This is a genomic window from Pseudomonas frederiksbergensis (assembly GCF_003732665.1).
Classification (GTDB): domain Bacteria; phylum Pseudomonadota; class Gammaproteobacteria; order Pseudomonadales; family Pseudomonadaceae; genus Aquipseudomonas; species Aquipseudomonas frederiksbergensis_G.
This window is the reverse complement of the sequence record NZ_MOBP01000014.1, coordinates 291,035-315,592: the sequence shown is the minus strand read 5'-3', so window position 1 is coordinate 315,592 and position 24,558 is coordinate 291,035. Positions and strand designations below refer to the sequence as shown.

The window sequence follows — 24,558 nt, the reverse complement described above, 5'->3', positions numbered from 1 at the left end:
GGTCTCTCTTATAGTCTGGCTCAGGCCGCGAACGCGCCGACCCGCAGCCGGTCGTAGGCCTGCATTTCTTCGGCGTCGAGCGGGATGATGTAGGGCTCGACGGCTTTCTTGAAACTGGTCATCTGGCCGTCGTCGCCCTTTTTCAGGTGGCAATGGCAGAACCAGTCGCTGTCGTTGCGTTGCGGATGATCGACCCGATAGTGGTAAAGCCCCCAGCGACTTTCAGCGCGAAACAACGAGGCGCGAGCGGCCATTTCGGCGCAGTCGCGGATCATGCTGACTTCCATGGCGCGCATCAGTTCGTGGGGGTTGTGGGCCTTGATCTGGTCGAGATCGCGCTGGATATCGCTGAAACGTTGCAAGCCGATTTGCATCTTCTTGGTCACTTTCGGCGGTTGCAGGTAGTCGTTCACGAAGCGACGCAGCTTGTATTCGACCTGGGCTGGCGGCAGGCCGTGCTCGCGATCCAGTGGCGCGTAGACCCGTTGTTTTTCCGTCTCGATTTGCTGGGCATCCACCGCCGAAAACTCGCGCCCGGCGACAAAGTCCGCGGCATTGGTGCCGGCAAACCAGCCGTAAGTGAACGCGCCGAGCATGTAGTTATGCGGCACTGCCGCCATGTCCCCCGCCGAGTACAAACCCTTGACCGAGGTTTCAGCCTTCTCGTTGACCCACACGCCAGACGCCGAATGCCCGCTGCAAAACCCAATCTCGGAGATGTGCATTTCAACCATTTGCGTGCGGTAATCGGTGCCGCGATTGGCGTGGAACTGGCCGCGACTCGGGCGTTCGTTGCTGTGCAAAATCTCTTCGATGTTCTGGATGGTTTCCTCGGCCAAGTGATCGAGTTTGAGGAACACCGGGCCGTTGCCGCTTTCGAGTTCCTGGTGGAACTCCCACATCATCTGGCCGCTCCAGTAGTCGCACTCGATAAAGCGTTCGCCCTTGTTGTTGGCGGTGTAGCCGCCCAAGGGCCCGGTGACGTAGGCGCAGGCCGGGCCGTTGTAATCCTTGATCAGCGGGTTGATCTGGAAGCATTCGAGGTTCGCCAGTTCAGCCCCGGCGTGATAGGCCATGGCGTAACCGTCGCCCGCGTTGGTCGGGTTTTCGTAGGTGCCCATCAGGTAGCCCGAGGACGGCAAACCCAGGCGTCCGGCGGCGCCGCAGGCGAGGATCACCGCTTTGGCTTTGATCACGTGGAAGTCGGCGGTGCGGCAATCGAAGCCCATCAGACCGTTGACTGCGCCCTCTTCGTCCGTCAGCAAACGGGTGCAAACCACGCGATTGGTGATGCTGACCCGCGCCCGTTTCAACTGGCGATACAGGACTTTTTTGATGTCGTGCCCTTCCGGCATCGGCAGCACGTAGGCGCCCATGTGGTGGACCTTTTTCACCGCGTAATCGCCGGTTTCGTCCTTCTCGAACTTCACGCCCCAGCGGTCCAGTTGCTCGATGGTTTCAAAACTATGGGTCGCGTAGGCATACACCGCGGCCTGATTGACGATGCCGTCGTTGGCGATGGTGATTTCCTTGGTGTACTGCTCCGGCGTCGAGTGGCCGGGGATGATCGCGTTGTTCAGGCCGTCCATGCCCATGCTGATCGCGCCGCTGCGTTTGACGTTGGCCTTGTCGATCAACAACACGCGCAAATCACGGTTGCGTTCCTTGGCCTTGATCGCCGCCATCGGGCCAGCGGTGCCGCCGCCGATCACGACGATGTCGTATTCCTGTTCCAAAGTCGTTCGGGTCATGCCTGATCCCCTTTTTGCCGATCGATCCGCAAGCGGTACTGGAAGGCATCGCCGCGGTAGTAAAGGTGTTCGAAGTCCACGGGTTGACCGCTGGCGTCATGGGTCAGGCGTTCGATGCGCATGATCGGCGAACCGGCTTCGACGTTGAGAGCCTGGGTCAGGTCGCTGTCGGCCAGTACCGCGTCGATGGCCAGATCGGCGTGGCCAAGGGCGAGGCCGCAGTCGTTTTCGAGAATGAGGAAGATGTCGCGGGTCACCAGGTCAGCCTTCTCCAGCCGTTCGCCGATGACTTTGGGCAGGTAGGTGATTTCCAGGGAGATTGGCTCGCGGTTGATCAGGCGGACGCGTTTGATCTGCGCCACGGTTTCGCCTTCGGCCACCTGCAAACGCTCGGCGACCAGTTTATCGGCGGCGATGAATTTGAAACTGCGCAGGCGGTTGATCACCTCGTAGCCACGGCCGGTCATGGACTCGGCCAAGCCTTGCAGGGTGCTGACGTTCTGGAAGGTCTTGGGCTTGGCGACGAAGGTGCCTTTGCCGTGGATCTTGAAGATCAGGCCTTCTTTCTGCAGATCACCGAGGGCCTGGCGCACGGTGATGCGGCTGACTTTGAACAGTGCGCCGAGTTCGCTTTCGGACGGCATCTGGCTGTCTTGCGGGTATTCACCGTCGAGGATGCGGGCGCGGAGTACGTCGCGCAGTTGGGTGTGTAGCGGGACGCTGCTGAGGGAGAGAACGTTATCGGTCATGTGGGATCACTTGTTATAACGAGTTATGACGTGATCTTAGAGAGGTGATGCGGGGATTGAGAAATATTGTTTATGCATAAGGTTAGATTCACTGCCGCATTCCCTGTGGGAGCAGCATTTGTGACTGGCAGCGATCAAGTGTGGGAGCGGGCTTGCTCGCGAATGCGTTGGGTCAGCCAGCATTGATATCAACTGACACGCCCTCTTCGCGAGCAAGCCCGCTCCCACAGGGGATCTGGGTTGGGAGCAGAATTTGTGTGTGGCAGCGATCAAGTGTGGGAGCGGGCTTGCTCGCGAATGCGTTGGGTCAGCCAGCATTGATATCAACTGACACGGCCTCTTCGCGAGCAAGCTCGCTCCCACAGGGGATCTGGGGTGGGAGCAGTATTTGTGTCTGGCAGCGATCAAGTGTGGGAGCGGGCTTGCTCGCGAATGCGGTGGGTCAGCCAGCATTGATATCAACTGACACAGCCTCTTCGCGAGCAAGCTCGCTCCCACAGGTCGCTCCCACAGGTTTCAGGTGCGCTTGAGGATCTGGTCCATCACCCAATCGGTCTTCGCTGCTTCTGCGGCCAGCGCCGGGTGCTGCGCCTCGCCACGGATATGCGCGTTCATGCCCAGCACGTGATGCCACTGGATATGTTCGTGATGCTCGATGGTCAGGCTGATGTTTTCATCGGCTTCGAGCTGAACAGGATGTTCATCAAACACCGAGAATGTGATCCGCCCTTTATTGCCAATCACCTCGACCCGATCCTCGCGCCGATCCGCCACAAAATTCCAGCAGCCCATACCTGTAGCCCCCGACGCAAAGCGCCAACTGGCGCTGACCGCGTCTTCAGCCGCATATAATCCGGCCTGGCGAGCAGTGAAACCGGCGACGTCAGTGATGTCGCCGAGCAAATACTGAAACAGGTCAAAGCCATGGCTAGCGAGGTCGGCAAAGTAGCCGCCGCCGGCAATCGTCGGGTCGGTGCGCCAATTGTCTGCACCGCCCAAGTCCGCCGGTGAAGGAGTCTTGGTCAGGGTCCAGGTCAGGTGCCGCACCTCGCCGATCCGCCCCTCCTCCAGCCATTGCCGCACTTGCTCGAAGCGCGGCAACGAACGGCGATAGTAGGACACAAACAGGTGCAAACCGGCGTCGGCGAAGACCTGTTGCATCTCACGGCTTTGCCCGGCATTCAGCGACATCGGTTTTTCCACGCAGCAATGTTTGCCGGCGGCGGCGACCTTCAGGGCATAAGCGTGGTGACTGTCCGGTGGCGTGGCGATGTACACCGCATCCACCTCGGGATCGTTGATCAGCGCATCGGCGTCAGTGTAGAACCGGGCGATGCCGTGGCGCGCGGCATAGTCAGTCACCGCCTCCAGCCGTCGCCCCATCACCGCCACCAGCGCCGAACCGGGTGCCTTGTAGAAGGCCGGCCCACTCTTGCGTTCGGTGACATCCCCGCAACCAATCATGCCCCAGCGCACCACGTTCATAGTCACTCCTTGATGGGTTTAGCCAATGCGCAAAGCGCGCAGGTCGAGGTGACCGTCCTTCAGTGGCGGACACCAGTAATAGCCGCCGGTGATCGGTCGGCTGATGCGATACAAACCGTCGGTGATGCCGTCTTCGAGGCCGCTCATGCGTCGCAGTTGCGCTTCGAAGGCGTCGAGGGAAAAGCCGAACGCGAGGAACATCAGGCCGGCGCGGTCGCCTTCGATCCACGGCATCGAACGGCGTACCACGAAGGCTTCGGGGGCGAAGCTTTCCTGGGCGGTGCGTTTGACGTGGGCGGAGATCGGCGCGTCGTCGAGTTCTTCGTTGTCGCTCAGACGACGGCCCATGATGTTGTCCGTCTCGTGGGACGGCATGGCGCGGAAACCCTTGAGGTCGTGCTGCCACTGCTGGATCGCGGCGAAACTGCCACCGACCGTGCCGTCGGCGCCATTGCTGACCAGCGCGGCAGCCACGGCGGCTTCGTCGTGGGGGTTTTCGGTGCCGTCTTCATAGCCGGTCAGGTCGTGGCCAGTGAGGTGGCGGAAGGTTTCGTTCATCTGCACCAGGCGAAACGCCGGGGCCAGCGCGGCTTCGATGGCGGTGCTGCGGTTGAGCAGTTCACCGCGATCGACGCCGTGCAGCCAGCACCAGAGAGCGTGTTGAGTGGACGGGTTGTCGACGCCCACGCCGGTCATGGCCGGGAATGCGCGCAGGCCTTCGATCTGACCGTGCAGGGCCTTGACCAGGGATTCACCGAAACCGACCACCGCCGACTGGCCGTCCACCAGTTGCATCAACTTGTCCAGCGCGGCCGGCAGTGCGGCGGCGGATTCGAGGGCGAAGAACATATGACGGGCTTGAGGCGGAACAGGGGTGGCGAGAATGCCCGGCTGGTAGTAACTCATATGAACTCCTTGGGAAAGAAGCGCGGAGTTTAACCGTTGCGGGGCCATGAAGGGCAAGGAAACTGGCAGGGTTGAACACAGGCCCCTGTGGGAGCGAGCTTGCTCGCGAAGGCGGCGGCACATCCAACATTGATGGTGCCTGACACACCGCTTTCGCGAGCAAGCCCGCTCCCACAGGGTTCAGCGGTGCACAGTCTATGAGCTGACCCGAAACGCCGTCGGGCTCATCCCCGTCCAGCGCTTGAACGCCCGGCGAAAGCTGCGCACGTCGCTGTAGCCGACTTCTTCGGTAATCCGCTCGATCGACATTTCCGGATTGGCCAGCAAGCTCAAGGTCCGCGCCTGGCGCACTTGCTCCAACAGGGTTTCGAACGTCAACGCATGCTCAGTCAGGCGCCGCCGCAAGGTCCGGCTGCTCATATTCAAGTCGCCGGCAATTTTCTCGATATGACTGCCCCGCGTCAGATCCCGGGCAATCGCCCGCTCCACCGCTTGAATCAAATCAATCTTCTGATGCACTTGCGCAGCTTCCAGCTCCAGTAACTTGACGGCCTGACGCAACGCCAGAGAGTGATGGTTAGGCAGGCGCACATCCAGCCAATGCGCGGCGATCACCATGCGGTTTTGCAGGCAGCCGAAGCGCACATCCGGCCCCAGTAAGCGCTGATATTCCGCAAGGTAATCCGGTGCCGCGTGGACAAACTCCACCGCCATCGGCTTGAAATCGGCACCCACCAACGCCCGCCCATACACCAGCAGGCTGGCGAAAAACTCTTCCACCGCAAACAACTGCACATCGGCAAACGGCAGCCGGCATTCGATGTCGACGAACACCCGATCCCCCGCCTCTTCGACGCTCGACACCACGATGCCGCCGGAGGTGTGCTGATGGCGGATGCCCAGCTCAAACGCATCGCGCAGGGTCTTGCATAGCGACAGCACATGCCCGAGCAGGCCCAGGGTGCCGAGCACATTCTGCGCGCCGACCCACAAGCCGAGCCCACGATTGGGCAGCACTTTGAGCGCACGCTGGATCATCGCCACGGCTTGGCGGTAGGAAATGCGCTGGGCCGGGTCCTGGAGATCTTCGAGGGTGAAGCCCAGTCCACGGCACAGGCTTTCGGGATCGATGCCTTTGAGCTCGACGACTTCGGCCAGGGTTTGCAGGAGGAATGGCGACACCAGCGCCAGTTCGTAGGTCGGATCGACGACTTTCATTTGCATGGGGCAAGACATCCCGGATCAGGCTGAATTCTTATTTTTGTTACCGGTTATGTCGAAAGAACTTAGCACAGGGTTTTACACCTGTCCGCAGAAGTCCCCCTATGTGGCCGCCAATACCCTGCCCGGCCCGGCCCGAACCGCTTATTTCTATGCAACGGCCCGCGCGGCCGGCGGTGCGTCCCTAACAATAATAATGAGTACACCCATGAACCCGACCCGCACGACTTTCTGTTTGCGCCTGGCCATCAGCCTCGCCGGTGCGTTCGCCATCCAATTGCCGGCCCTGGCCACCGAAGCCGGCGTGGACAATATCGGCACCGGCACCGACGGGTTTTTCATGCTGCCGCTGGAGGTCGACAGCCTTCCGGACAACATGGTGGCCTTCAACATCTACTACAACCACTACAAAGCCACCAAATTCAACATCAGCTCCCTCGGCGGCAAAGTACCGAACGTCGAAATCGAATCCACCGCCGTCATCCCGCGCCTGGACTACCTGAGCCCTGTGCGTATTTTCGGCGGACGGTTGGCCGGCTACATCGCCCAGCCCTGGCTCAAACAGGAAGTCTCGGTATTCGGCTTGCAGGACACCCGCGAAGGCATGGGTGACACCACCATTGCGCCGATCATCCTGTGGGACATGGGCAAGAACCTTACCCTCGGCGCCGCCGTGGAAATCACCGTACCCACCGGCGAATACAGCACTGATCGCCTGGCCAACACCAGCAACAATTTCTACACCTACAAGCCGCTGTTCTCCTTCACCTGGCTGCCGACGGACCGGACCGAGGTGTCGATGAAAACGACGTACAGCTTCAATGAAAAGAACAAGGACACCGATTACAAGTCGGGGCAGATTTTCCACTTCGATTATTCCGCCAGCTACAAAATCACCGACAACGTGATGCTCGGTTTGAATGGCTACTACCTCAAGCAAACCACCGACGACAAACAGTTCGGCCGCACCGTGCAGTTCAATGGCGAAGACGTGAACGACGGGGTTCGCGGCCAAGTGTTCGCCATCGGCCCGGCACTGCACCTGACCTTCCTCAAATACGCCAGCGCCGAGATCCGCTGGGCCAAGGAATTTGATGTGGAAAACCGGCCGGAAGGCGAAATGCTGTGGGCCAAAATCAGCATCCCATATGCGTTTTGACAGGCAACGACCTCATCAACTGTAGGAGCGAGGCTTGCCCGCGAAAGCGGTTTCACATTCAGCATCAATGGTGACTGACCCACCGCCTTCGCGAGCAAGCCCGCTTCCACAGGGGATCTTCGGCGAACACAATATCCGTGTTCAGCACCAACCCCTGTAGGAGCGAGGCTTGCCCGCGAAGGCGGTTTCACATTCAGCATCAATGGTGACTGACCCACCGCCTTCGCGAGCAAGCCCGCTCCCACAGGGGATCTTCGGTGAACACAATATCCGTGTTCGGCACCACCCCCTGTAGGAGCGAGGCTTGCCCGCGAAGGCTATTTAACATCCACCACGGATGTTGACTGACCCACCGCTTCCGCAAGCAAGCCGAATCGTCGCACCGCCGCCCCAACAAAAGCTCCACAAGCCACTTCGCCATTCATCCGAAACCACCCCGCACCTGTAACTTCTGACAGTAGCCGAATGCGCCACCGTCGGTATTTGATGTGCCATGCCCCCACCGAACCCGCAGGTGCGCCATGGACACTGAACAACCGAACGCCGAGATTCTGGTCAACTATCCGCCCCAGATCCTGGGCGCCACCCCCAGCGTGATTCCCTATACACCCGTGCCGCAAAATGAGCCGGTGGTGGGGGCACCGCTGGCCCTGTTCACGCCAGTGCTCAATCGGCTGGGCGTGCTGGCCAACGCGGTGAAAGTCCTGATCGACCCGCCCGGGCGCGACGGCTCCGGTGACGACTACATTTCCATCGAGCTCTTGCTCAACGATATTTCCTTGGAGAGCCGCCCGATCCCCATCGCCGATCGGGACCAACGTACGGAATTCACTCTGTTCGAGTCCTTGTTGAACGATGGCATCAACAACAAGCTGGAATACAAAGTCCATCGCCCCAGCGGCAATGCCGGCGACTCGACTCCTCTGTGGATCCTCTACAGCGTGCAACTGCCCGGCGGCAATATCGTGCCCGGTGACAATGAGCATCCTTACCTCGACATCAGCCTGCCGCCCGAACTGGGCAATCCGCCGGTGATCGGCAAGGACGAAGTGGACAAGGGTGTGCCGTTGACCCTGTTCTACCCCTACATGAAGGCCTACGACGTCATTACCGTGAGACTGCAAAACTCGGACTTCCCCCTGCCGCCACTGCTTCCCGAAGAAGTCGGCAAGCCAAAGGTCGTTACCGTCATTCGCGAAGTGCTCGAAGGCATCGGCAGCAACTCGGAGTTCCAGTTCTCCTACACCGTGGTCGATCAGTTGAGAAATCCGACGCAGCGGCGACGCTGGTCGAAGATCCTCAAGGCCGACGTGGACGTGGATCGGATCGTTGACACAACCATCACCTCGGTCAAAGGCTCGCCGAGCAACGTCGATATTCCCAACGGCGGCATCACCGTTGAAACCACCGTCATCCTGAGCGGTACTGCGGGCAAAGGTCAGAAGGTGCAAGTGCTCGACGACGGCACCCTGAAAGGTGAACCCATCGCCGACCGGACGACCGGTGTCTGGACGCTCACTGTCTCGGGCTTGACCCTAGCGGCCCACCGTTTTACCGCCAGGGTTGGCGCGGGGACGGCCTCGGCGGCCAGGACGTTGACCGTGACGGCGGTCATCGTCCCAACCCTCACCTCGGTCAAAGGCTCGCCGAGCAACGCCGAGATTCTCGAGAATGGCATCACGGTTGAAACCTCCCTTATCCTCACCGGGACTGCCAGCAAGGGCGGCACGGCAACGGCCAACGCCACCAGCGGCGTCTGGCAATTGACCATCGCCGTTGCGGTCGGCGCGCACCGCTTGTACGCAAAATCGAGGTATCACCCCACACCGGTCTTTTCAAACGTGCGCAATTTGACGGTGACGGCGGTCATCGTCCCGACCCTCACCTCGGTGAAAGGCTCGCCGAGTGGTGTCGAAATTCTCGAGAATGGCATCACGGTTGAAACCTCCCTTATCCTCACCGGGACTGCCAGCAAGGGCCTCCGGCGCCAGCGCAGTGTCCAAGGGAACGGCAACGGCCAACGCCACCACCGGCGTCTGGCAATTGACCATCGCTGTTGCGGTCGGCGCTCACCGTTTGTACGCAAAATCGGGGTATCACCCTACTCCGGTCTTTTCAAACGTGCGCCATTTGACGGTGACGGCGGTCGTTGCCCCGACCATTGCTTCGGTTCGCGACTCCAAAGGAGAGCTCGCCAAACCTGGTACAACGTTCGACACCAGCATCACCCTTATCGGCCAAGCCAGTGGTGGCTTGACTGTGCAGCTGTACAACGGCGCCACGCCAATTGGACCGGTGGTTAGCGTCCCGGCCAACGGCACTTGGACGACAACCCTTAGCGGATTGAGCGCCAACACCACCTACAGCCTCAAGGCCAGAGCCTTGTACGGGACGGGGCAGGAATCGGCGGTGTGGACGGTTAATGTCGCCGCAGTAGTGTCGCCAACCATCGACTCGATATGCGATTCCAAAGGTCAACTCGCTAACCCCGGCACAACCTTCGACACCAGTGTCACCTTGACCGGCAAGGCCACTGGCGGCCTGACCGTGCAACTTTACAACGGCGCCACGCCTATTGGTCCGGTGATTAACGTTCCTGCCAACGGCACTTGGACGACGACCTTAAGCGGGTTAAGCGTTAATACCAGCTACAACATAAAGGTCAAAGCGCTTTACGACATAGGAGAAGAGTCAAGAACGTGGACTTTGATGATTGAATCGAGCATAGCAATAGAAGATTTCGAGACCCTTGACGTCCCTAACGCCGACTTAAATTTGCAACTACCATGTCAATTACCCCATATGACTATAGTGAGCGGAGAGCAAGTATGGGCAGCTAAAAACGGCTGGTATCCAGGAAAAATAACAGGGAACTATATTTATATAAATGGCTCTGGGGCAACAACAAGGCGGATTCGGATCGAGTTAAAACGCCCATGTACCACAATCAGCTTCTGGTATAGATCCGGAGGAACCTACCCCTTATCCATCTTTGTAGAGTTCTTCGATATCAATAACAACAGGTTAGACTACTTTTCTTTAAAGGACATTTATGAGCCTGAATTATTTTCATTTTCCGGGGTAAATATCAAATATATTAACCTGACCGTCATGGGCATACCGTATTTCGACAACTTCACGCTACATTGGTCAAGATAAAAAAGGGTCCGAAAACAAGAGAGGGAAAGCAGAGATAAATGTATAAAGGGGACGCATTTATTTAAAAGGCCCACGTCCCTTGTAGGAGCTGTCGAGTGAAACGAGGCTGCGATCTTTTGATCTTTATTTTGAATGGCAAGATCAAAAGATCGCAGCCTTCGGCAGCGCCTGCGGGAGTATGGCCGGGTGCGGAAGTTGCCTACTAGAAAAAGGGGACAGAATTATTTAATTCGTCCCCTCTTATCTAAGAGCATGTCGTTGTTGTAAGACGCGGAACATGCCTACAAGTAAACCAGCCGTTTCCGGCCTTTCGCCGGTTGACTGCCCTGCCCTGGCTCCCTATCCTCACGCCCGTCACGACTCATTCGTGATCGGGTTTGACGGCTCGGCTTTTTTCCAGGACCTTGCGCGGCTTTATGGCAGCTGTGCGTGGGGCACTTTCGAGTGCGCCGGGTTCCTGGACCGGTCCGTCAACCTGCGTACAGTTGCCACCTATTCGTTTGACGGCGATGACGTGGTAACTCCATTTTTTCAGGAGATGCACATGACCAACGCAACCACAAAATCCACCCCCTTCTCCCTCTGCGATCACGTCGATCACCACCTCTTCGCCGTACAACCCGACATCCCCCTGCTCGATGCACTGGAACACGCCACCGTTTACCTCAGCTGCGCCGAAGCCCTCGCCCACCAAGCCCCCAATGCCACCCGCCCGGAACATATCCAGACATTACGCTGGGCCAGCAAGCACATGCTCGACACCGCCCGTTCACTGGTGCAGGCCTCGGTCGATGGTTTGCACGCGGCGCAAGCGGGAGGTGAAGCATGAACCCGCATATGCCGATGACCAGCAATGAGGGCGAGGTTCCGGTTTTGCTGGTGGCCACACAAGCGCCGTTGGATGAATTGCACAGCAACGCCGCGACGCGGTTTCTGGCGGGGACGCAAATGATGGAGAGTCTGGCCAGCCTCGATATCAGCCAGGCCAAGGGTGCCGATGTGCAGCAACTGGCGCAGGCGGCGGCGATGTTGTTGCGCGATGGCTGTGATGTGATGGATGTGTTGGGGCGGCGGATTCGGGCTCGGGGGTAAGCGCCGGGTTTGATGTTGGCTGTCAGGACGTCTTCGCGGGCAAGCCTCGCTCCTACAGGGGGTCGGTGGTGAACACAGATTTTGTGTACGACGATCCCACCCGTAGGAGCAAAGCTTGCTCGCGATGGCGACTGACCAGCCAACATTGATATGGGCTGACACGGCGCTTTCGCGAGCAAGTCGAATCGTCGCACCGCCGCTCCCACAGGGGATTGGTGATGTAAGCGGGCAAGCTTGCCCTACACCTCAAACCACTCCCGCCGCTCGGCAAACGTGTTGCGGATCAACTGCGCAATCATCTGCACGTCGGCCACTTCATCGGAGTCGGCATTCACCGCCAGCCATACCCGGTGCTGCATCGGTTCGCGGAACAGTCCCGGCAGGCTCACAAGGCTGCGGTCGTAACGACTCATGTAGGCTGGCAGTAGGCCGATGCAGGCGCTGCAGCGGATCATGTCCAGCATCAGCTCATAGGACTGCAACTTCACCACCCCTGCCAGACGCTGTTCCACCAGGTTGTTCCAGGGCCGGAAACCTTCGCTCTGACGGTCGTGCTGCCATTGCACCAGCATGAAATCCGCCAGGTCGTCGACGCTGTCCGGCCGGGCCGTGACCCGGGAATAGCGTTTGGCGATATGAGGCAGATAACTCAGTTGCGCCAGGTGCTGGGGTTCGGTGGTGGCGAAGGTCGGGCCGGGCAGTGGCACATCCCCGGTCGCCAGCCATAGCACCACATCGGCACTGATGGTTTGCAGGGCCAGTTCACTGTCCAGGGAGATGATCTCCAGGCGAATGCTGGCGTTGCGGCGCAGCAGCGAGATCAGGTCACGGCCGAGGATGTCATGCAACAGCGATTCAGCCACGGCCAGACGGATGCAGGGTTGTTCGACCACCGGCAACCGGCGTTCGTTGGCCAGGACGGTCAACTGTGCGTGCAATTGCTGGCCTTCGCGGCTCAACGTCAGGGCGCTGCCCTGGAAGTTGAACAGTGACCGTTGCAAGCGCGCCTCCAGTTGCGCCAATTGTTTGCGCAGCGAGGCCGCCCGCGCATTGAGACTGCGCGCCGCTTGCATGAAACAACCGCACCGGGCGCTGACCATAAAGTACTGAGCCACCTCATCCTCAAGCCCGGCGGCCAGCGCCAGCCAGGATTCGGACGTGGGCGGCGGTGAGTGGTAATCGGCAGTGCCCTGGCGGCCTGCGGTTTCTGTCAATGACATCGATGACTCCCTGTCGATCTTTGCTTGGTTTGAAACTGGAATGGCAGTGCCTGTCAGAGATCCCCTGTGGGAGCGAGCTTGCTCGCGATGGCGGTGTGTCAGGCCACATCAATGCTGAATGTGCTGGCCTCATCGCGAGCAAGCTCGCTCCCACAGGGGCAAGACCGTTCGTTTTTTTACAGCGCTGGAACCTCGTCTGCAGCAACCTCGGCGGTTTGCGCCTGGGCCTGCAAATTAGCAGCGTTCTGGCTGTATTCACGCAGGTACACGATGAATTCCTGCAACAGGCGATCCCACAATTCCAGATTGCCCTTCAAGTGGTCAGCACTGACACCGGCGGCCACCACCACGTCCATTTCCATCACCAGAAACTCGCCCTGCACCGACAATCGGGCAAAACGGCGCGAGGCGTTCCACAGTTCCGCCAGCCCGGCCGGCAACTCTCCCTGCACACGCAAGGCGCAGCTGAAAGTGAAGTCGACATAGCTGCCCGCCTCCGGCGCCGCGTTACCGAAACGCACGGCATAGCCGATGCCCTGGCTGGCGCTGAGCAGTTGCACGATGCCGTTCTGTTCGGTCTGGTTGACCCGGTAACCCGCGGCTTGCAGCACGTCGGTCAGGGATTGCGGCGAGACGTGGCTGATCAATTGAGTCATGTGGTTCATCCTTGGTTTGGTAAACGAGCGCCGGTTGGGACGCATTCTTGACTGAACATTGCTGCACTTGTGTGTCACGTTCAGTCAATTGCGTCTGGAGCTTAGACCGTTCTACCAAAACAGTGCGGGAGCGGGCTTGCTCGCAAAAGAGGGGTGTCAGGCGACATTGATGGTCACTGATCCACCGCATTCGCGAGCAAGCCCGCTCCCACAGGGGGGATACCGCAAACTTCAGTCGCTGGGGGTCTGGCGGAAACTCACCGCGAACCGATTCCAGCTATTGATCGTGGTCACGGCTATGGTCAAGTCCACCAGTTCGCCTTCACTGAACTGCTCCCGCGCCAGCGCATAGACCTCATCCGGCACATGACTTTGCGCGAGCAGCGTCACCGCTTCCGTCCAGGCCAGCGCCGCCCGCTCCCGGGGGTTGAAGAAGTTGCTGTCGCGCCAGACCACGATTGAATACAAGCGCCGGTCGGTCTCGCCCAGGCGCCGGGCATCCACCGAGTGCATGTCGGTACAGAATGCACAGCCGTTGAGTTGCGAGGCGCGCACTTTGATCAGGTGCAGCAAGGCCGGCTCAATGCTCAAATGGCTGGTCAACGCCTCCATGGCAAGCATGGCTTTCATCGCTTTGGGCGAGGCGCTGTAGTAGTCCAGGCGGGGAATCATGAAAGGACCTCGTAGCGCGGATGTGTACCTTCAAGGTAAGCGCTGATACGACGGCGTTACAGGTCCAATTCCACGAAAAATCCATGGACCACTCGCGGGCAGACCAATCCGGCGCTTTTTGCCTGCGCAACTTCTATGCAACGGCGTAATAGGGGTAATCTGGCGCGAACCCTCAGTCGCCCCAGGAGCCCCGCCGGTATGGAACTTCACGTTGTCATCAACGGCCGCAAGGACTTGGCAGGCCAGTTGTACCAACAACTGCGCAGCGCCATCGAAACCGGTCGCCTGGCAGCCGGCACGCAACTGCCGCCCAGCCGTTTGCTGGCCGAACAGTTGGGGATCTCGCGCAAGACCATTTCCGACACCTACTCACAACTGACCTACGAAAATTTCCTCACCGGCGTGACCGGCAAAGGCACCTACGTCAACGCGCGGCCGGCGAAGATCCAGCGCAAGCAAAGCCACACGGAACTGGCCAGCAGCGAGGTCATCGAGTCCTGGCGCAACCTGCCGGTGTTCCTACGCCACCCGACGCTGGAAGGCTCGTTGCGCTACGACTTTATCGGCGGCGCCACCAGCAAGGGCCAGTTCCCCCAGGACGACTGGCGGCGCTGCACCTCCCATGCGCTGCGGCAGATGGCCGGGGCCAAAGGCTTTTACAGCCTGCCCGAAGGCTTGCCGGCGCTGCGCAACGCGATTGCCCGGCACATCGCGTTTTCCCGTGGGGTCAATTGCCAGGACGAGGACGTGGTGGTGTGCAACGGCGCCCAGCAAGCCCTGGACCTGATTGCCCGGGTGCTTATCCAGGCCGGCAGCCTGGTGGCGATGGAAGACCCCGGCTATCCGCCGGCACGCCTGTTGTTCGGTAGCCACGGCGCCACGGTGGTCGGGGTGCCGGTGGACGCTGAAGGCCTCCAGGTCGAGCGGATACCCGACGGTACGCGGTTGATTTACGTCACGCCGTCCCACCAATTCCCGTTGGGCATGCCGATGAGCCAGGCACGGCGTGAAGCCCTGCTGGAGCGGGCGTATGAGCTTGGCGCAATCATTATCGAGGACGACTACGACAGCGAATTCCGCTACGAAGGCCGACCCACCGACTCCCTGCAAAGCCTGGATGAGCGCGGCATCGTCGCTTACGTCGGCACCTTCTCGAAAACCTTGCTGCCGGAGCTGCGGCTGGGCTACACGATTTTGCCGCCAGCGATCCTCGAAGCCGTGATTCGCGCCAAGCAACTCACCGACCTGCACACTTCGACCCTGCCGCAATGGGCGCTGGCCAAATTCATCGCCGAAGGTTGCCTGCTCAAACACATCCGCCGTTGCCACACCATCTACGCCGGGCGCCGCGAGCGGATCCTGGCGCGCATGGCCGGCGATCTTGCGCCGTGGTTTGAAGCCGTACCCACCGTCGCGGGGTTTCACATGGTGGTGCTGTGCAAGGTGCCGATCGATATCCCGCTGGTGATCGAACTGGCGCGCAAAGTCGAAGTCGGGCTCTACGCCATTAACGGTTTTTACTACCAGCAAGCGCCCCGTGATGGCCTGCTGATGGGGTTTGGCGCGATTGAAACCCTGGACATCGACACCGCTCTGGACCGTGTGCGGGACATTTTGCAGCAGGTGAGCTGACGATTGGTCTGTGGGTTTATCCGGCGATTGGCTATTGGCGGTCCGGCAGTGCAGGACTATTGTGCAGGGGCGTTGTCCCTCAATGAGCCGGATTTATCCGACTTGATTCAGGAGTCTGAGTAATGTCCAACGAAGTGATCAACACCGTACAGGTGCAGGCTGCCGCCGGCCGCTCTGAAGAACTGGGCAAACAACTGCAAAAGATTGTCGACACCCTGCGCGAACTTCCGGGCTGCGATTCCTATATGGTCGACCGCTGCCCAGAGGACAGCAACCGCTGGAACGTCAGTGCCCGCTGGCAATCGGAAGCGGCCATGCAATCGCACTTCAACTGCCCCGAAGTGCAGGGTTTTATCGGGTTGATTGATAGCCGACTGGCTAATGCCGTGGACTTCAACAGCTTCCCGATTGTGTAAACCTCTGCGACGCCTTCGCGAGCAAGCCCGCTCCCACATTTGATCGCATTCCTCTGTAGGAACGCGGTCACCTGTGGGAGCGGGCTTGCTCGCGAAGGCGTCAGTATTGCCACCCCGCTTCTGTGCCCGGAACGCGGAAGATTGGTCCCCTCACCTTCCCGAAAATTGGCCGTTTTGTTACGCCAACCTGCGGCTTACTGTGGTCACTGACGACTCACAACCCCCAGGTGATCCACCATGAAAGCTCTGCATGTACTGGCCGCCCTGGCCCTGACTGTTTCCGCCTCCGCCTTTGCCCACGACCCATCGGAAAAGGTCACGGTGCTGCAAGATGAACTGCTGCAAAACGTGCCCGGCAAAAAGGCCATGATGATCGAGGTCGACTACAAACCCGGCCAATCCTCCATCGCCCACAAACACGACGGCACCGCCATGGCTTACGTGCTGCAAGGTCAGGTCATTTCCCAGGTCAAGGGCCAGAAAGCGATCACCTACAAGACCGGCGAGTTCTGGTACGAGCCGGCCGGTTCCGAGCATCTGGTGTCGAAAAACGCCAGTGCGACCAAACCGGCGAAGTTGTTGGTGTTCATGGTGTTGTCGCCGGACGAGAAAGTGTTGATCCCCTTGAAAAACTGATCGCTGTTGCACCAGCCATAAATAAACAGGCTCGAATTGACGATTCGGGCCTTTTTATTACCCGGCGCAATTAGATTGAAACGCTTACAGCAAACAAAACTATGGATCAGTCGATAAGTGTATTCATGGACGGTTTCATTCAGTGACAACAGGTTTAGTCTGAGTCCATCGCCGGTTAATACCGGTATTGAACTTACGTTGTTTCACTGGAGAAACACTATGAACCGTGTGCTGTTCAGTACGTTGACGATTGCTGCACTGTTAACCGGTTGTTCGGTGCCCACCGCGCCTAAAGCCGTTTCGTCGCTGGATACCTTGTTCAGCGCACCGGTCGGCCGCTCCAGCGCCACCCATATCGCCAATGGCGGCAATGTGTCCCTGGGCATCCTCTACAGCCCAAGCACCCAGGCCAACCGCGACTACCTGCGCCACTACCGTGCCAACGCCGGCACCGGTTTCGGCCAGAGCCTGCTGGTACAACCGATCCACGACGCCTACGTCGCAACGTCCAACCCGGACTTTGCCGTGGATGGGGTCAAGGCGTCGTTGCAACGCCAATTCGGCTCCGTGACGGTTTATCCGGACCTGCAAAGCCTGCGCGCCGCCAGACCCGATGTGGTCGCCATCATCGACACTCACAGCCAGTTGATGACCTCACGCAGTTCGGATATCAAGGCCGATGTCAGAGCGGATTTTTATGATGCGAAGTTCAACTACATAGGCACTGCACAGGGGCATGATGCCAAGTCGTTGAGTCCAGTCTGGGCGGACTTTAAACGCAGTGAAGAGATAGTCGCGGATATTAACCAGCAACAGGATGTGCAAGTTCGCGCATTGCAGAAGTTTGACCAGTCGCTCAGTAATTTATTGACCAGGCCGACAAGTAGTGTGTCGATGATTGATAGCAAAACGGATCAGAAGTTGTAGTGAGGCGGATGGCCCCTTCGCGGGCAAGCCTCGCTCCTACCGTTGATCGCGTTCCAATAATGTAGGAGCGAGGCTTGCCCGCGAAGGGGTCCGCCCAGCCACCACAAAAACCTCCCTGGCACAACAAACCCTCACTTCTACGCCCCCTGAGTCAACTGGCACAACTGTCAACTCTGACAGTAGACACCCCATGTCCGTGCGCTGCATAAAACACACTCTGGTTACGCGCATGGACGAACCCGCGTCCTTGGCAACGACCGCGGCGGCTTGAGCCTTCGAGGAGCGATGAAAATGGACAGAAACTCAGAACCTCATGCAGGAATGCTGGACCTTTCCTTTGGCGAGCAAGGCAAAGCCTTTCCCGACACCGGTGAAACCGTCAATGGCGTCAACGTCACCCCGGCTAACCACGTGCTTCTAGCGGGTCGGCGAGCGAATGACTACATGATCATACGACTGCAATCCAACGGCAGAACCGATCCATCATTCGGCCAGAACGGTATCGTCACTGGCAAATTTCAGAAAGGGTTCGTCTCCATCGGCCTCAGCGCTTCCATGACTAACGATGGGCGAATCCTCCTGGCAGGCCGCTACTCCAAACCTGGGGACATCAGTGGTTCTCCAGCACTGGCGCGTCACCATCAAGATGGCAGCCTGGATACCAGTTTTGGCGACCAAGGCACCCTAGTGATCCGTTATCCGATCAAACCTTACGAAACCGATGCTCGATCCACGCAGACTGACGGCCAATCCGCGACAGTCGGTATGGATAAGACATTGCTATTGCCCGACGGAAAAATCCTGGTAGTCAGTACACATAATTTCGACTACAGCACCATCGTCGGTGTACTTGCGCGCCTCAATCCTGATGGCAGTTTTGACGAAAGCTTCAACGACGGTAAAGGCTTTACCGTCGTCAAGTATCAGAACAATTCAACGCAACTCTCGACATTGCTGCAGCAGCCCGACGGCAAAATCATCGTGGCAGGCTTTACAGTTGTGGCGGTTGATGAGTGGGGGCTGGTGGCGCGAATTAATGCCGACGGTACGCTGGACACTCACTTTGGCGAGTCCGGCTTTTTCCTGACTAGAGGCCCCGCAGAAAAGCGCCGGATATTCGCCCTGGCCTCACAAAGCAACGGTTCGATCATTGCCGCGGGTGATTTGGGAACGGGCGTCTCTGCGCTACGCTGCTTGCTTTTGGGTTTGACCGCATCAGGCACCTTCGACCCGCTATTCAATAAAGGTCAGCCGCTCATCACCCAGGAAGACGAACACCAGTTGGGTTCCCAATGGCTCAGCGTCGCCACGCAGCCTGACTCGAAGATCGTCGTTCAGGGCAACACGGCTGGCCTTCAAGAATCAGACGTGATCCTGCGCCGCTACTCCGCCCTTGGCGAGCCGGATCTGGATTTCGGCGATCAGACGGGGCAGGTGCGAACCGAAGTGGGAGACTATATTGACATGGGCAGATCCATGACTCTGGACGGCACACGGATCGTTGTTGCTGGCTCCTATATGAAAGATGCTAACAATTTTGACTTCAGGCCGTTTGCCCTGCGTTATCTGGCGTGAACATGATTCGAGAAGCTCAATCGTAAAACGGGTCAGAAGTTGTATTGAGGCGGACGGTCCCTTCGCGAGCAAGCCCGCTCCCACAGTTGATCTCTGGTGTACATAAATTGTGAATACACCCCAATCCCCTGTGGGAGCGGGCTTGCTCGCGAAGAGGCCCACCCAGACACCACAAAACCTTATGGCACAAAAAAGCCCCCGCATCTCACGATACGGGGGCTTTTTCATTCAGCGCCTGGAATCAGGCTGCCGGTTCCAGCTCCAGTGCAGCAACGACAGGCACAACCGCCTGACCGCTCAACGCCAGATCCAGCAACTCGCGGTTGGCCACCGCGTACATGGCGTAGTCCGTGCCGCTGGCGGCACGGATTTCCACCAGCATGGCGCGCCAGCGTTCGATCATGCCTTTGTGCTCTTCCATCCACAGCGCCAGGCGTGTTTCCACGTCCTGGGTGCCGTCGCCCTGTTGCAGGACGGAGATGGTGATCGCACGTTGCTGCCAGTCCACATCGTCGCGGAATGCTTCGCGGGCAAGGGCCTGCCAGTTGTTTTCAACCGGCAGCGCGCTGATCTGTTGCAGATACCAGGTGATGTCCAGGGCGCTGCCGACGGCGAAGTAAGCCTTCGCGACGTCTGCTGCGTTCTGGCCGGTCACGTCGGCGGCTTCGATGATCGGCAGCAAGGTGTAAAGGTGCGAAGTACCCGCCACCATGCGTGCGAGCAACTCAGGCACACCGGCTTCGACGTAAGCCTCATAACGGGTCTGCCAGTTTTCGTGGATTTCGCCACTCAGCAGTTCGTCAAGTTTGAGACCCAGCTCCTTCAGATGCGGACCGAAGTGTGCAACATCACGGGCAGCGTTCTGCTCGTTGCGGCGGGCACGCAGGAACCAGCGCGTGGCGCGGCGACCCAGACGCATCAGCTCGTCCATCAGCTCCAGTTGCACGTCAGCGGAAACCTGGTAATCCAGGGCTTCAATCTGACGGAACCAGTGCGGGAGATGGAAGATGTCACGCACGATCACATAGGCGCCGGCCACGTTCGCCGGGCTCATGCCGGTCGACTCTTTGAGTCGTTGAACGAAGGTGATGCCCATGTGGTTCACCAGATCGTTGGCGATCTGGGTGCTGACAATTTCGCGCTTGAGACGGTGACGGCGCATGGCTTCGGAGAACTTGCTCACCAGGCTCGGCGGGAAAGCGGTTTCCATGTCGCGGGTCAGGTAATCGTCGTCCGGCACCTGGGAGTTGAGCAGCGCTTCCTTGAGGTCGATCTTGCTGTAGGAGATCAGCACCGACAGTTCGGCACGGGTCAGGCCATGGCCTTCCGCGAGGCGTTCGTTGATCGCTTCTTCCGACGGCAGGAATTCGATGGCGCGATCCAGCTTGCCACGGCCTTCCAGATCGTTCATCAGACGCTTGTATTCGGCAATCCGCACGAAGGCGCGGCGTGCCGCCAAGGACAGGGCCTGAGTCTGCTTGTAGTTGTTGCCCAGCACCAGGTTGCCGACTTCGTCGGTCATGCTCGCCAGCAACTGGTTACGTTGCTTGTCGGTCATGTCACCGGCCTGAACCACTTCGTTCAGCAGGATCTTGATGTTCACTTCATGGTCGGAGCAGTCCACGCCACCGGCGTTGTCGATGAAGTCGGTGTTGGAGCCGCCACCATTGAGGCCGAATTCCACACGACCCAGTTGGGTCATGCCGAGGTTACCGCCCTCGCCCACGACTTTGCAGCGCAGTTCGTTGCCGTTCACGCGTAGCGCATCGTTGGCCTTGTCGCCGACATCGGCGTGGCTTTCGCTGCTGGCCTTGACGTAAGTGCCGATACCGCCGTTCCACAACAGGTCCACCGGCGCCTTGAGCAAGGCGTTCAACAGTTCGGTCGGGGTCAGCTTGTCAGCCTGGATGTCGAAGCGCTCTTTCATCTGCGGGGAAATCGCGATGCTTTTCGCGCTGCGGGAGAAGATCCCGCCGCCTTCGGACATGATGCTGGTGTCGTAATCGGTCCAGGCCGAACGCGGCAGGTCGAACAGGCGCTGACGCTCGACGAAGCTGTTGGCCGGTTGCGGGTTCGGGTCGATGAAGATGTGCAGGTGGTTGAAGGCTGCGACCAGTTGCAGTTTGTCGGACATCAACAAACCGTTACCGAACACGTCACCGGCCATGTCGCCGACGCCCACGACCGTGATGCTGTCTTCCTGGACATTGATGCCGCGTTCGCGGAAGTGACGTTGTACGCCAACCCACGCGCCTTTGGCGGTGATGCCCATTTTCTTGTGGTCGTAACCGGCCGAACCGCCGGACGCAAACGCGTCACCCAGCCAGAAGCCGTAGTCGATGGCGATGCCGTTGGCGATGTCGGAGAAGGTCGCAGTGCCCTTGTCCGCCGCTACCACCAGGTACGGGTCATCGTCGTCATGACGCACGACGTTGGCCGGCGGCACCAGGGCGCCGTCCTTCAGGTTGTCGGTGATGTCCAACAGGCCCGAGATGAAGATGCGGTAGCAGGCGATGCCCTCGGCCGCGATTTCGTCTCGACCGCCACCCAATGGCAGGCGACGCGGCAGGAAACCGCCCTTGGCGCCCACCGGCACGATGACCGAGTTCTTCACTTGCTGGGCTTTTACCAGGCCCAACACTTCGGTGCGGTAGTCTTCTTCACGGTCGGACCAGCGCAGGCCGCCACGAGCGACGTTGCCGAAGCGCAGGTGCACGCCTTCAACGCGAGGCGAGTAAACGAAGATTTCGAACTTCGGAACAGGCTTCGGCAGCTCGGGGATCTGGTGCGGGTTGAACTTGAAGCTGAAGTAGGACTTGTTATGGCCCTGGGCATCGGTCTGGTAGAAGTTGGTGCGCAGCGTGGCCTTGATCAGGTCCAGGTAGCGACGCAGGATGCGGTCTTCGTTCAGCACCTGGACGTCGTCCAGCGCGGTAACGATGGCTTGTTCCAGGCGTTGCTGTTTGTCTTCCAGGTCGTCGCTGGACAGCTTGCGCGCCAGGTAGAAACGGGTCTTGAACAACCGGGTCAACTCGCGGGCGATGTCGGTGTGGTTGTTCAGGGTAGTGGCGATGTAGCCCAGGTCGAAGCCCAGACGAATCTGCTTCATGTAGCGGGCGTAGGCACGCAGCAGCGCCACGTCACGCCATGGCAGACCGGCGGTCAGCACCAGGCGGTTGAACGCATCGTTCTCGGCATCACCACGCACGATGTGGACGAAAGCGTCCTGCAGCGTGTCGTTGAGTTGCTGGATGTCGAGTTCCAGGCCGTCAGCGGCGGTGAACGCGAAATCGTGGATCCAGAATTCACGGCCATTGTTGTGACGCAGGCGATACGGGAACTCGCCCAGCACGCGCAGGCCGAGGTTTTCCAGGATCGGCAACACGTCGGACAGCGCCAGCGGGGTATCGGCGTGGTACAGCTTGCAATGCAGCTCGCGCTGACCGGATACCTGGCCCAGCGGCTGATAGAAGCTCATCACCAGCGGGTTTTTCTCGGTCAGGCTCAGCAGGTGCTGCATGTCGACCACGGCCGAATGCGCGGCGAAACGCTCGCGATAACCGGCCGGGAAGCCTTTCGGGAAATCCGCCAGCACATTGGTGCCGTGGGCTTCGCCAAAGTTTTCCACGACCAGGCTGGCGTAGTCGTCCTGCCAACTGCGGCAGGCTTGCACCACTTCTTTTTCCAGCAGCACAGGGTCGATGTCCAGGCGATTCTTCGGATCAACCCGCAGAATCAGCTGTACGCGAGCCAGCACGGACTCGGAGAAGAAGGTCCAGAACTCGCAATCCGAGGCTTTCAGGCGATCCATCAGCACTTGCTGGATCTTCTGGCGCACTTCGGTGGAGTAAATGTCACGCGGCACGTAGGCCAGGCAGTAGCAGAAGCGGCCGTACGGGTCTTTGCGCAGGAACACGCGGATCTTGTTGCGTTCCTGGATCTGTACGATCGACATCACGGTGCTGAACAGCTCGTCCACCGGGGTCTGGAACAGATCGTCGCGGGGCAGCACTTCGACCACCTGCGCCAGTTCCTTGCCCAGGTGAGCCTTGGCCTGGAAGCCGGAGCGGCGTTCGATTTCCTCGACCTTGCGGCGGATGTACGGGATGACCCGCACGCTCTCGCCATACACCGAAGAGGTGTACAGGCCCATGAAGCGGCATTCCTTGATGACTTTGCCGTCGGCGTCGATTTCACGGATCGACACGTAGTCCGGGTACGCCGGACGGTGCACACGGCTCGGGTGCGCAGCCTTGGCGAACGACAGCAAGGTCGGTTCGCGCAGGTAGTTCACGGCGTAGTCTTCGATGCGCAGGTCTTCGTAGGTCAGGCCGGTACGCAGCAGTTTGGTCAGGCCGAGGAAGGAGTTCTGGTCGTACTCGATGTGGCCGCCGTCGGCCTGGTCGCTGACCACGAATTCTTCGTAGCCCAGGAAGGTGAAGTGGTTGCCCACCAGCCATTCCAGGAAGCTTTTGATTTCGGCTTTTTCTTGCGGATCGACCTGGAACTGGCTGTTGTCCAGGCCCGTCAGGATTTCCTGGACCTTGGCTTTCATCGGCTCGAAATCGGCGACCGCGACGCGGACTTCGCCGAGAACCTGTTCCAGTTCCTTGCTCAGGACATTCAGCTCGGCCGCGTTGGCGCAACGGTCGATTTCCAGGTACATCAGCGATTCTTGCAGGATGCCTTCGCCCTGGGTGCCTTTTGGCAGGATTTCCAGCAGCTCGCCCTTGCTGCCGCGACGCACGCTCAGCACAGTGGTTTGCAAGGTATGGATGCTGTAGCCGCGACGGTTCAGCTCGGTGCGCACCGAGTCCACGAGGAATGGCAGGTCGTGGTGCAGCACTTCGACCGCGGTGTGGGTCGACTGCCAGCCGTGGCGTTCGTAATCAGGGTTGTAGACGCGAACCTGTGGTTGCGCGTGATCGAAGCGCTCAAGCAGGCGCCACGCAGAAAGGGTACAGCCAGCGAGGTCTGACAGCCGACGCTGGGTCAGCTCGTCGAGGGAAATGATGCCGAAAAATTGTTCAGCAAACAGCGCCACTTGTGGCAGTGCCTGTTCACTGATGTGCTGCGCCAGTGCCGCTTGCAGTTGGTGCTGGAAGTCGGCTTTGCTGGCTGCGGTGAAGAACGCCATCTGTGGTACTCCGCTTGGGCTTGTTATTGATGGAAGCGTCGCGTGCAAAACCCCTTTCGGGGCGATCCGTCACCCTGTTCCTGATTCTCGGGCAGAGGAAACAGGGTGACAGGTGGGTGAAGCTGGACGAGACACTCAGGTCACATTCACCTTCCAAGAATGGCT

The 24,558-nt window shown here is 59.3% G+C and carries 19 protein-coding genes and 1 pseudogene; 10 read left to right on the top strand and 10 right to left on the bottom strand.

The annotated features are described in order from the left end of the window. Nucleotides 1-20: 20 nt before the first annotated feature. From BK665_RS23275 to BK665_RS23245, 5 genes are all read right to left on the bottom strand, one after another. Entirely contained in the window at nt 21-1,751 is a 1,731-nt protein-coding gene (locus tag BK665_RS23275; RefSeq protein WP_123408945.1) for a fumarate reductase/succinate dehydrogenase flavoprotein subunit, read from the bottom strand. Beyond that, complete coding sequence (locus BK665_RS23270) at nt 1,748-2,500, bottom strand: GntR family transcriptional regulator (RefSeq protein ID WP_123408944.1); 753 nt, start codon at nt 2,498-2,500, stop codon at nt 1,748-1,750. The genes BK665_RS23275 and BK665_RS23270 overlap by 4 nt, the downstream gene beginning before the upstream one ends. A 516-nt stretch (nt 2,501-3,016) precedes the next feature. Continuing rightward, nucleotides 3,017-3,985: a Gfo/Idh/MocA family protein gene (locus BK665_RS23260; RefSeq protein ID WP_123408943.1), complete on the bottom strand. Its 969-nt coding sequence runs from the start codon at nt 3,983-3,985 to the stop codon at nt 3,017-3,019. Nucleotides 3,986-4,003: 18 nt separating this feature from the next. Next, nucleotides 4,004-4,891, bottom strand: coding sequence for a Dyp-type peroxidase (locus tag BK665_RS23255; RefSeq protein WP_123408942.1), 888 nt, complete (start codon nt 4,889-4,891; stop codon nt 4,004-4,006). A 195-nt stretch (nt 4,892-5,086) separates the two neighbouring features. Continuing rightward, a complete protein-coding gene (locus tag BK665_RS23245; RefSeq protein WP_123408941.1) occupies nt 5,087-6,115 on the bottom strand; it encodes an AraC family transcriptional regulator in 1,029 nt (342 codons plus the stop codon). A 205-nt stretch (nt 6,116-6,320) separates the two neighbouring features. Here BK665_RS23245 and BK665_RS23240 point away from each other — a divergent pair, with 205 nt between their 5' ends. From BK665_RS23240 to BK665_RS23220, 5 genes are all read left to right on the top strand, one after another. Beyond that, on the top strand, nt 6,321-7,271 hold the full coding sequence (locus BK665_RS23240; RefSeq protein ID WP_123408940.1) for a SphA family protein: 951 nt from the start codon (nt 6,321-6,323) through the stop codon (nt 7,269-7,271). A 521-nt stretch (nt 7,272-7,792) separates the two neighbouring features. Next, entirely contained in the window at nt 7,793-9,574 is a 1,782-nt protein-coding gene (locus tag BK665_RS34515) for an Ig-like domain-containing protein (protein WP_185076608.1), read from the top strand. Continuing rightward, the gene (locus BK665_RS23230) at nt 9,531-10,430 is read left to right on the top strand and encodes an Ig-like domain repeat protein (RefSeq protein ID WP_123408939.1); all 900 of its coding nucleotides are present in this window, start codon (nt 9,531-9,533) and stop codon (nt 10,428-10,430) included. The genes BK665_RS34515 and BK665_RS23230 overlap by 44 nt, the downstream gene beginning before the upstream one ends. A gap of 544 nt (nt 10,431-10,974) precedes the next feature. Beyond that, entirely contained in the window at nt 10,975-11,259 is a 285-nt protein-coding gene (locus BK665_RS23225; protein ID WP_123409012.1) for a DUF3077 domain-containing protein, read from the top strand. Beyond that, a complete protein-coding gene (locus tag BK665_RS23220) occupies nt 11,256-11,522 on the top strand; it encodes a short-chain dehydrogenase (RefSeq protein WP_123408938.1) in 267 nt (88 codons plus the stop codon). The genes BK665_RS23225 and BK665_RS23220 overlap by 4 nt, the downstream gene beginning before the upstream one ends. 239 nt (nt 11,523-11,761) lie before the next feature. Here BK665_RS23220 and BK665_RS23215 read toward each other — a convergent pair whose 3' ends face one another. From BK665_RS23215 to BK665_RS23195, 4 genes and pseudogenes are all read right to left on the bottom strand, one after another. Further along, complete coding sequence (locus BK665_RS23215; RefSeq protein ID WP_123408937.1) at nt 11,762-12,742, bottom strand: LysR family transcriptional regulator; 981 nt, start codon at nt 12,740-12,742, stop codon at nt 11,762-11,764. A gap of 176 nt (nt 12,743-12,918) precedes the next feature. Continuing rightward, complete coding sequence (locus BK665_RS23210; protein WP_123408936.1) at nt 12,919-13,398, bottom strand: YbjN domain-containing protein; 480 nt, start codon at nt 13,396-13,398, stop codon at nt 12,919-12,921. 43 nt (nt 13,399-13,441) lie between these two features. After that, a pseudogene (locus BK665_RS35215) lies at nt 13,442-13,516 on the bottom strand (DNA repair protein); the annotation flags it as partial. Nucleotides 13,517-13,629: 113 nt separating this feature from the next. Continuing rightward, nucleotides 13,630-14,070, bottom strand: coding sequence for a carboxymuconolactone decarboxylase family protein (locus tag BK665_RS23195; RefSeq protein WP_123408935.1), 441 nt, complete (start codon nt 14,068-14,070; stop codon nt 13,630-13,632). A 198-nt stretch (nt 14,071-14,268) separates the two neighbouring features. Here BK665_RS23195 and pdxR point away from each other — a divergent pair, with 198 nt between their 5' ends. The 5 genes from pdxR to BK665_RS23170 all read left to right on the top strand — a co-directional run bounded on the left by pdxR (nt 14,269) and on the right by BK665_RS23170 (nt 19,256). Then, the gene (gene pdxR, locus BK665_RS23190) at nt 14,269-15,702 is read left to right on the top strand and encodes a MocR-like pyridoxine biosynthesis transcription factor PdxR (protein ID WP_123408934.1); all 1,434 of its coding nucleotides are present in this window, start codon (nt 14,269-14,271) and stop codon (nt 15,700-15,702) included. Between the two features lie 122 nt (nt 15,703-15,824). Then, nucleotides 15,825-16,118, top strand: a complete 294-nt coding sequence (locus BK665_RS23185; protein ID WP_123408933.1) for a putative quinol monooxygenase — start codon at nt 15,825-15,827, stop codon at nt 16,116-16,118. A 237-nt stretch (nt 16,119-16,355) separates the two neighbouring features. Continuing rightward, entirely contained in the window at nt 16,356-16,754 is a 399-nt protein-coding gene (locus BK665_RS23180; RefSeq protein WP_123408932.1) for a cupin domain-containing protein, read from the top strand. 219 nt (nt 16,755-16,973) lie between these two features. Further along, nucleotides 16,974-17,681 (top strand): ATPase, encoded by a 708-nt coding sequence (locus BK665_RS23175; protein WP_123408931.1) that lies wholly within the window; start codon nt 16,974-16,976, stop codon nt 17,679-17,681. Between the two features lie 291 nt (nt 17,682-17,972). Continuing rightward, nucleotides 17,973-19,256, top strand: coding sequence for a hypothetical protein (locus BK665_RS23170; RefSeq protein WP_185076606.1), 1,284 nt, complete (start codon nt 17,973-17,975; stop codon nt 19,254-19,256). Nucleotides 19,257-19,497: 241 nt separating this feature from the next. Here BK665_RS23170 and BK665_RS23165 read toward each other — a convergent pair whose 3' ends face one another. Beyond that, entirely contained in the window at nt 19,498-24,393 is a 4,896-nt protein-coding gene (locus BK665_RS23165) for an NAD-glutamate dehydrogenase (RefSeq protein ID WP_123408929.1), read from the bottom strand. Nucleotides 24,394-24,558 lie beyond the last annotated feature (165 nt).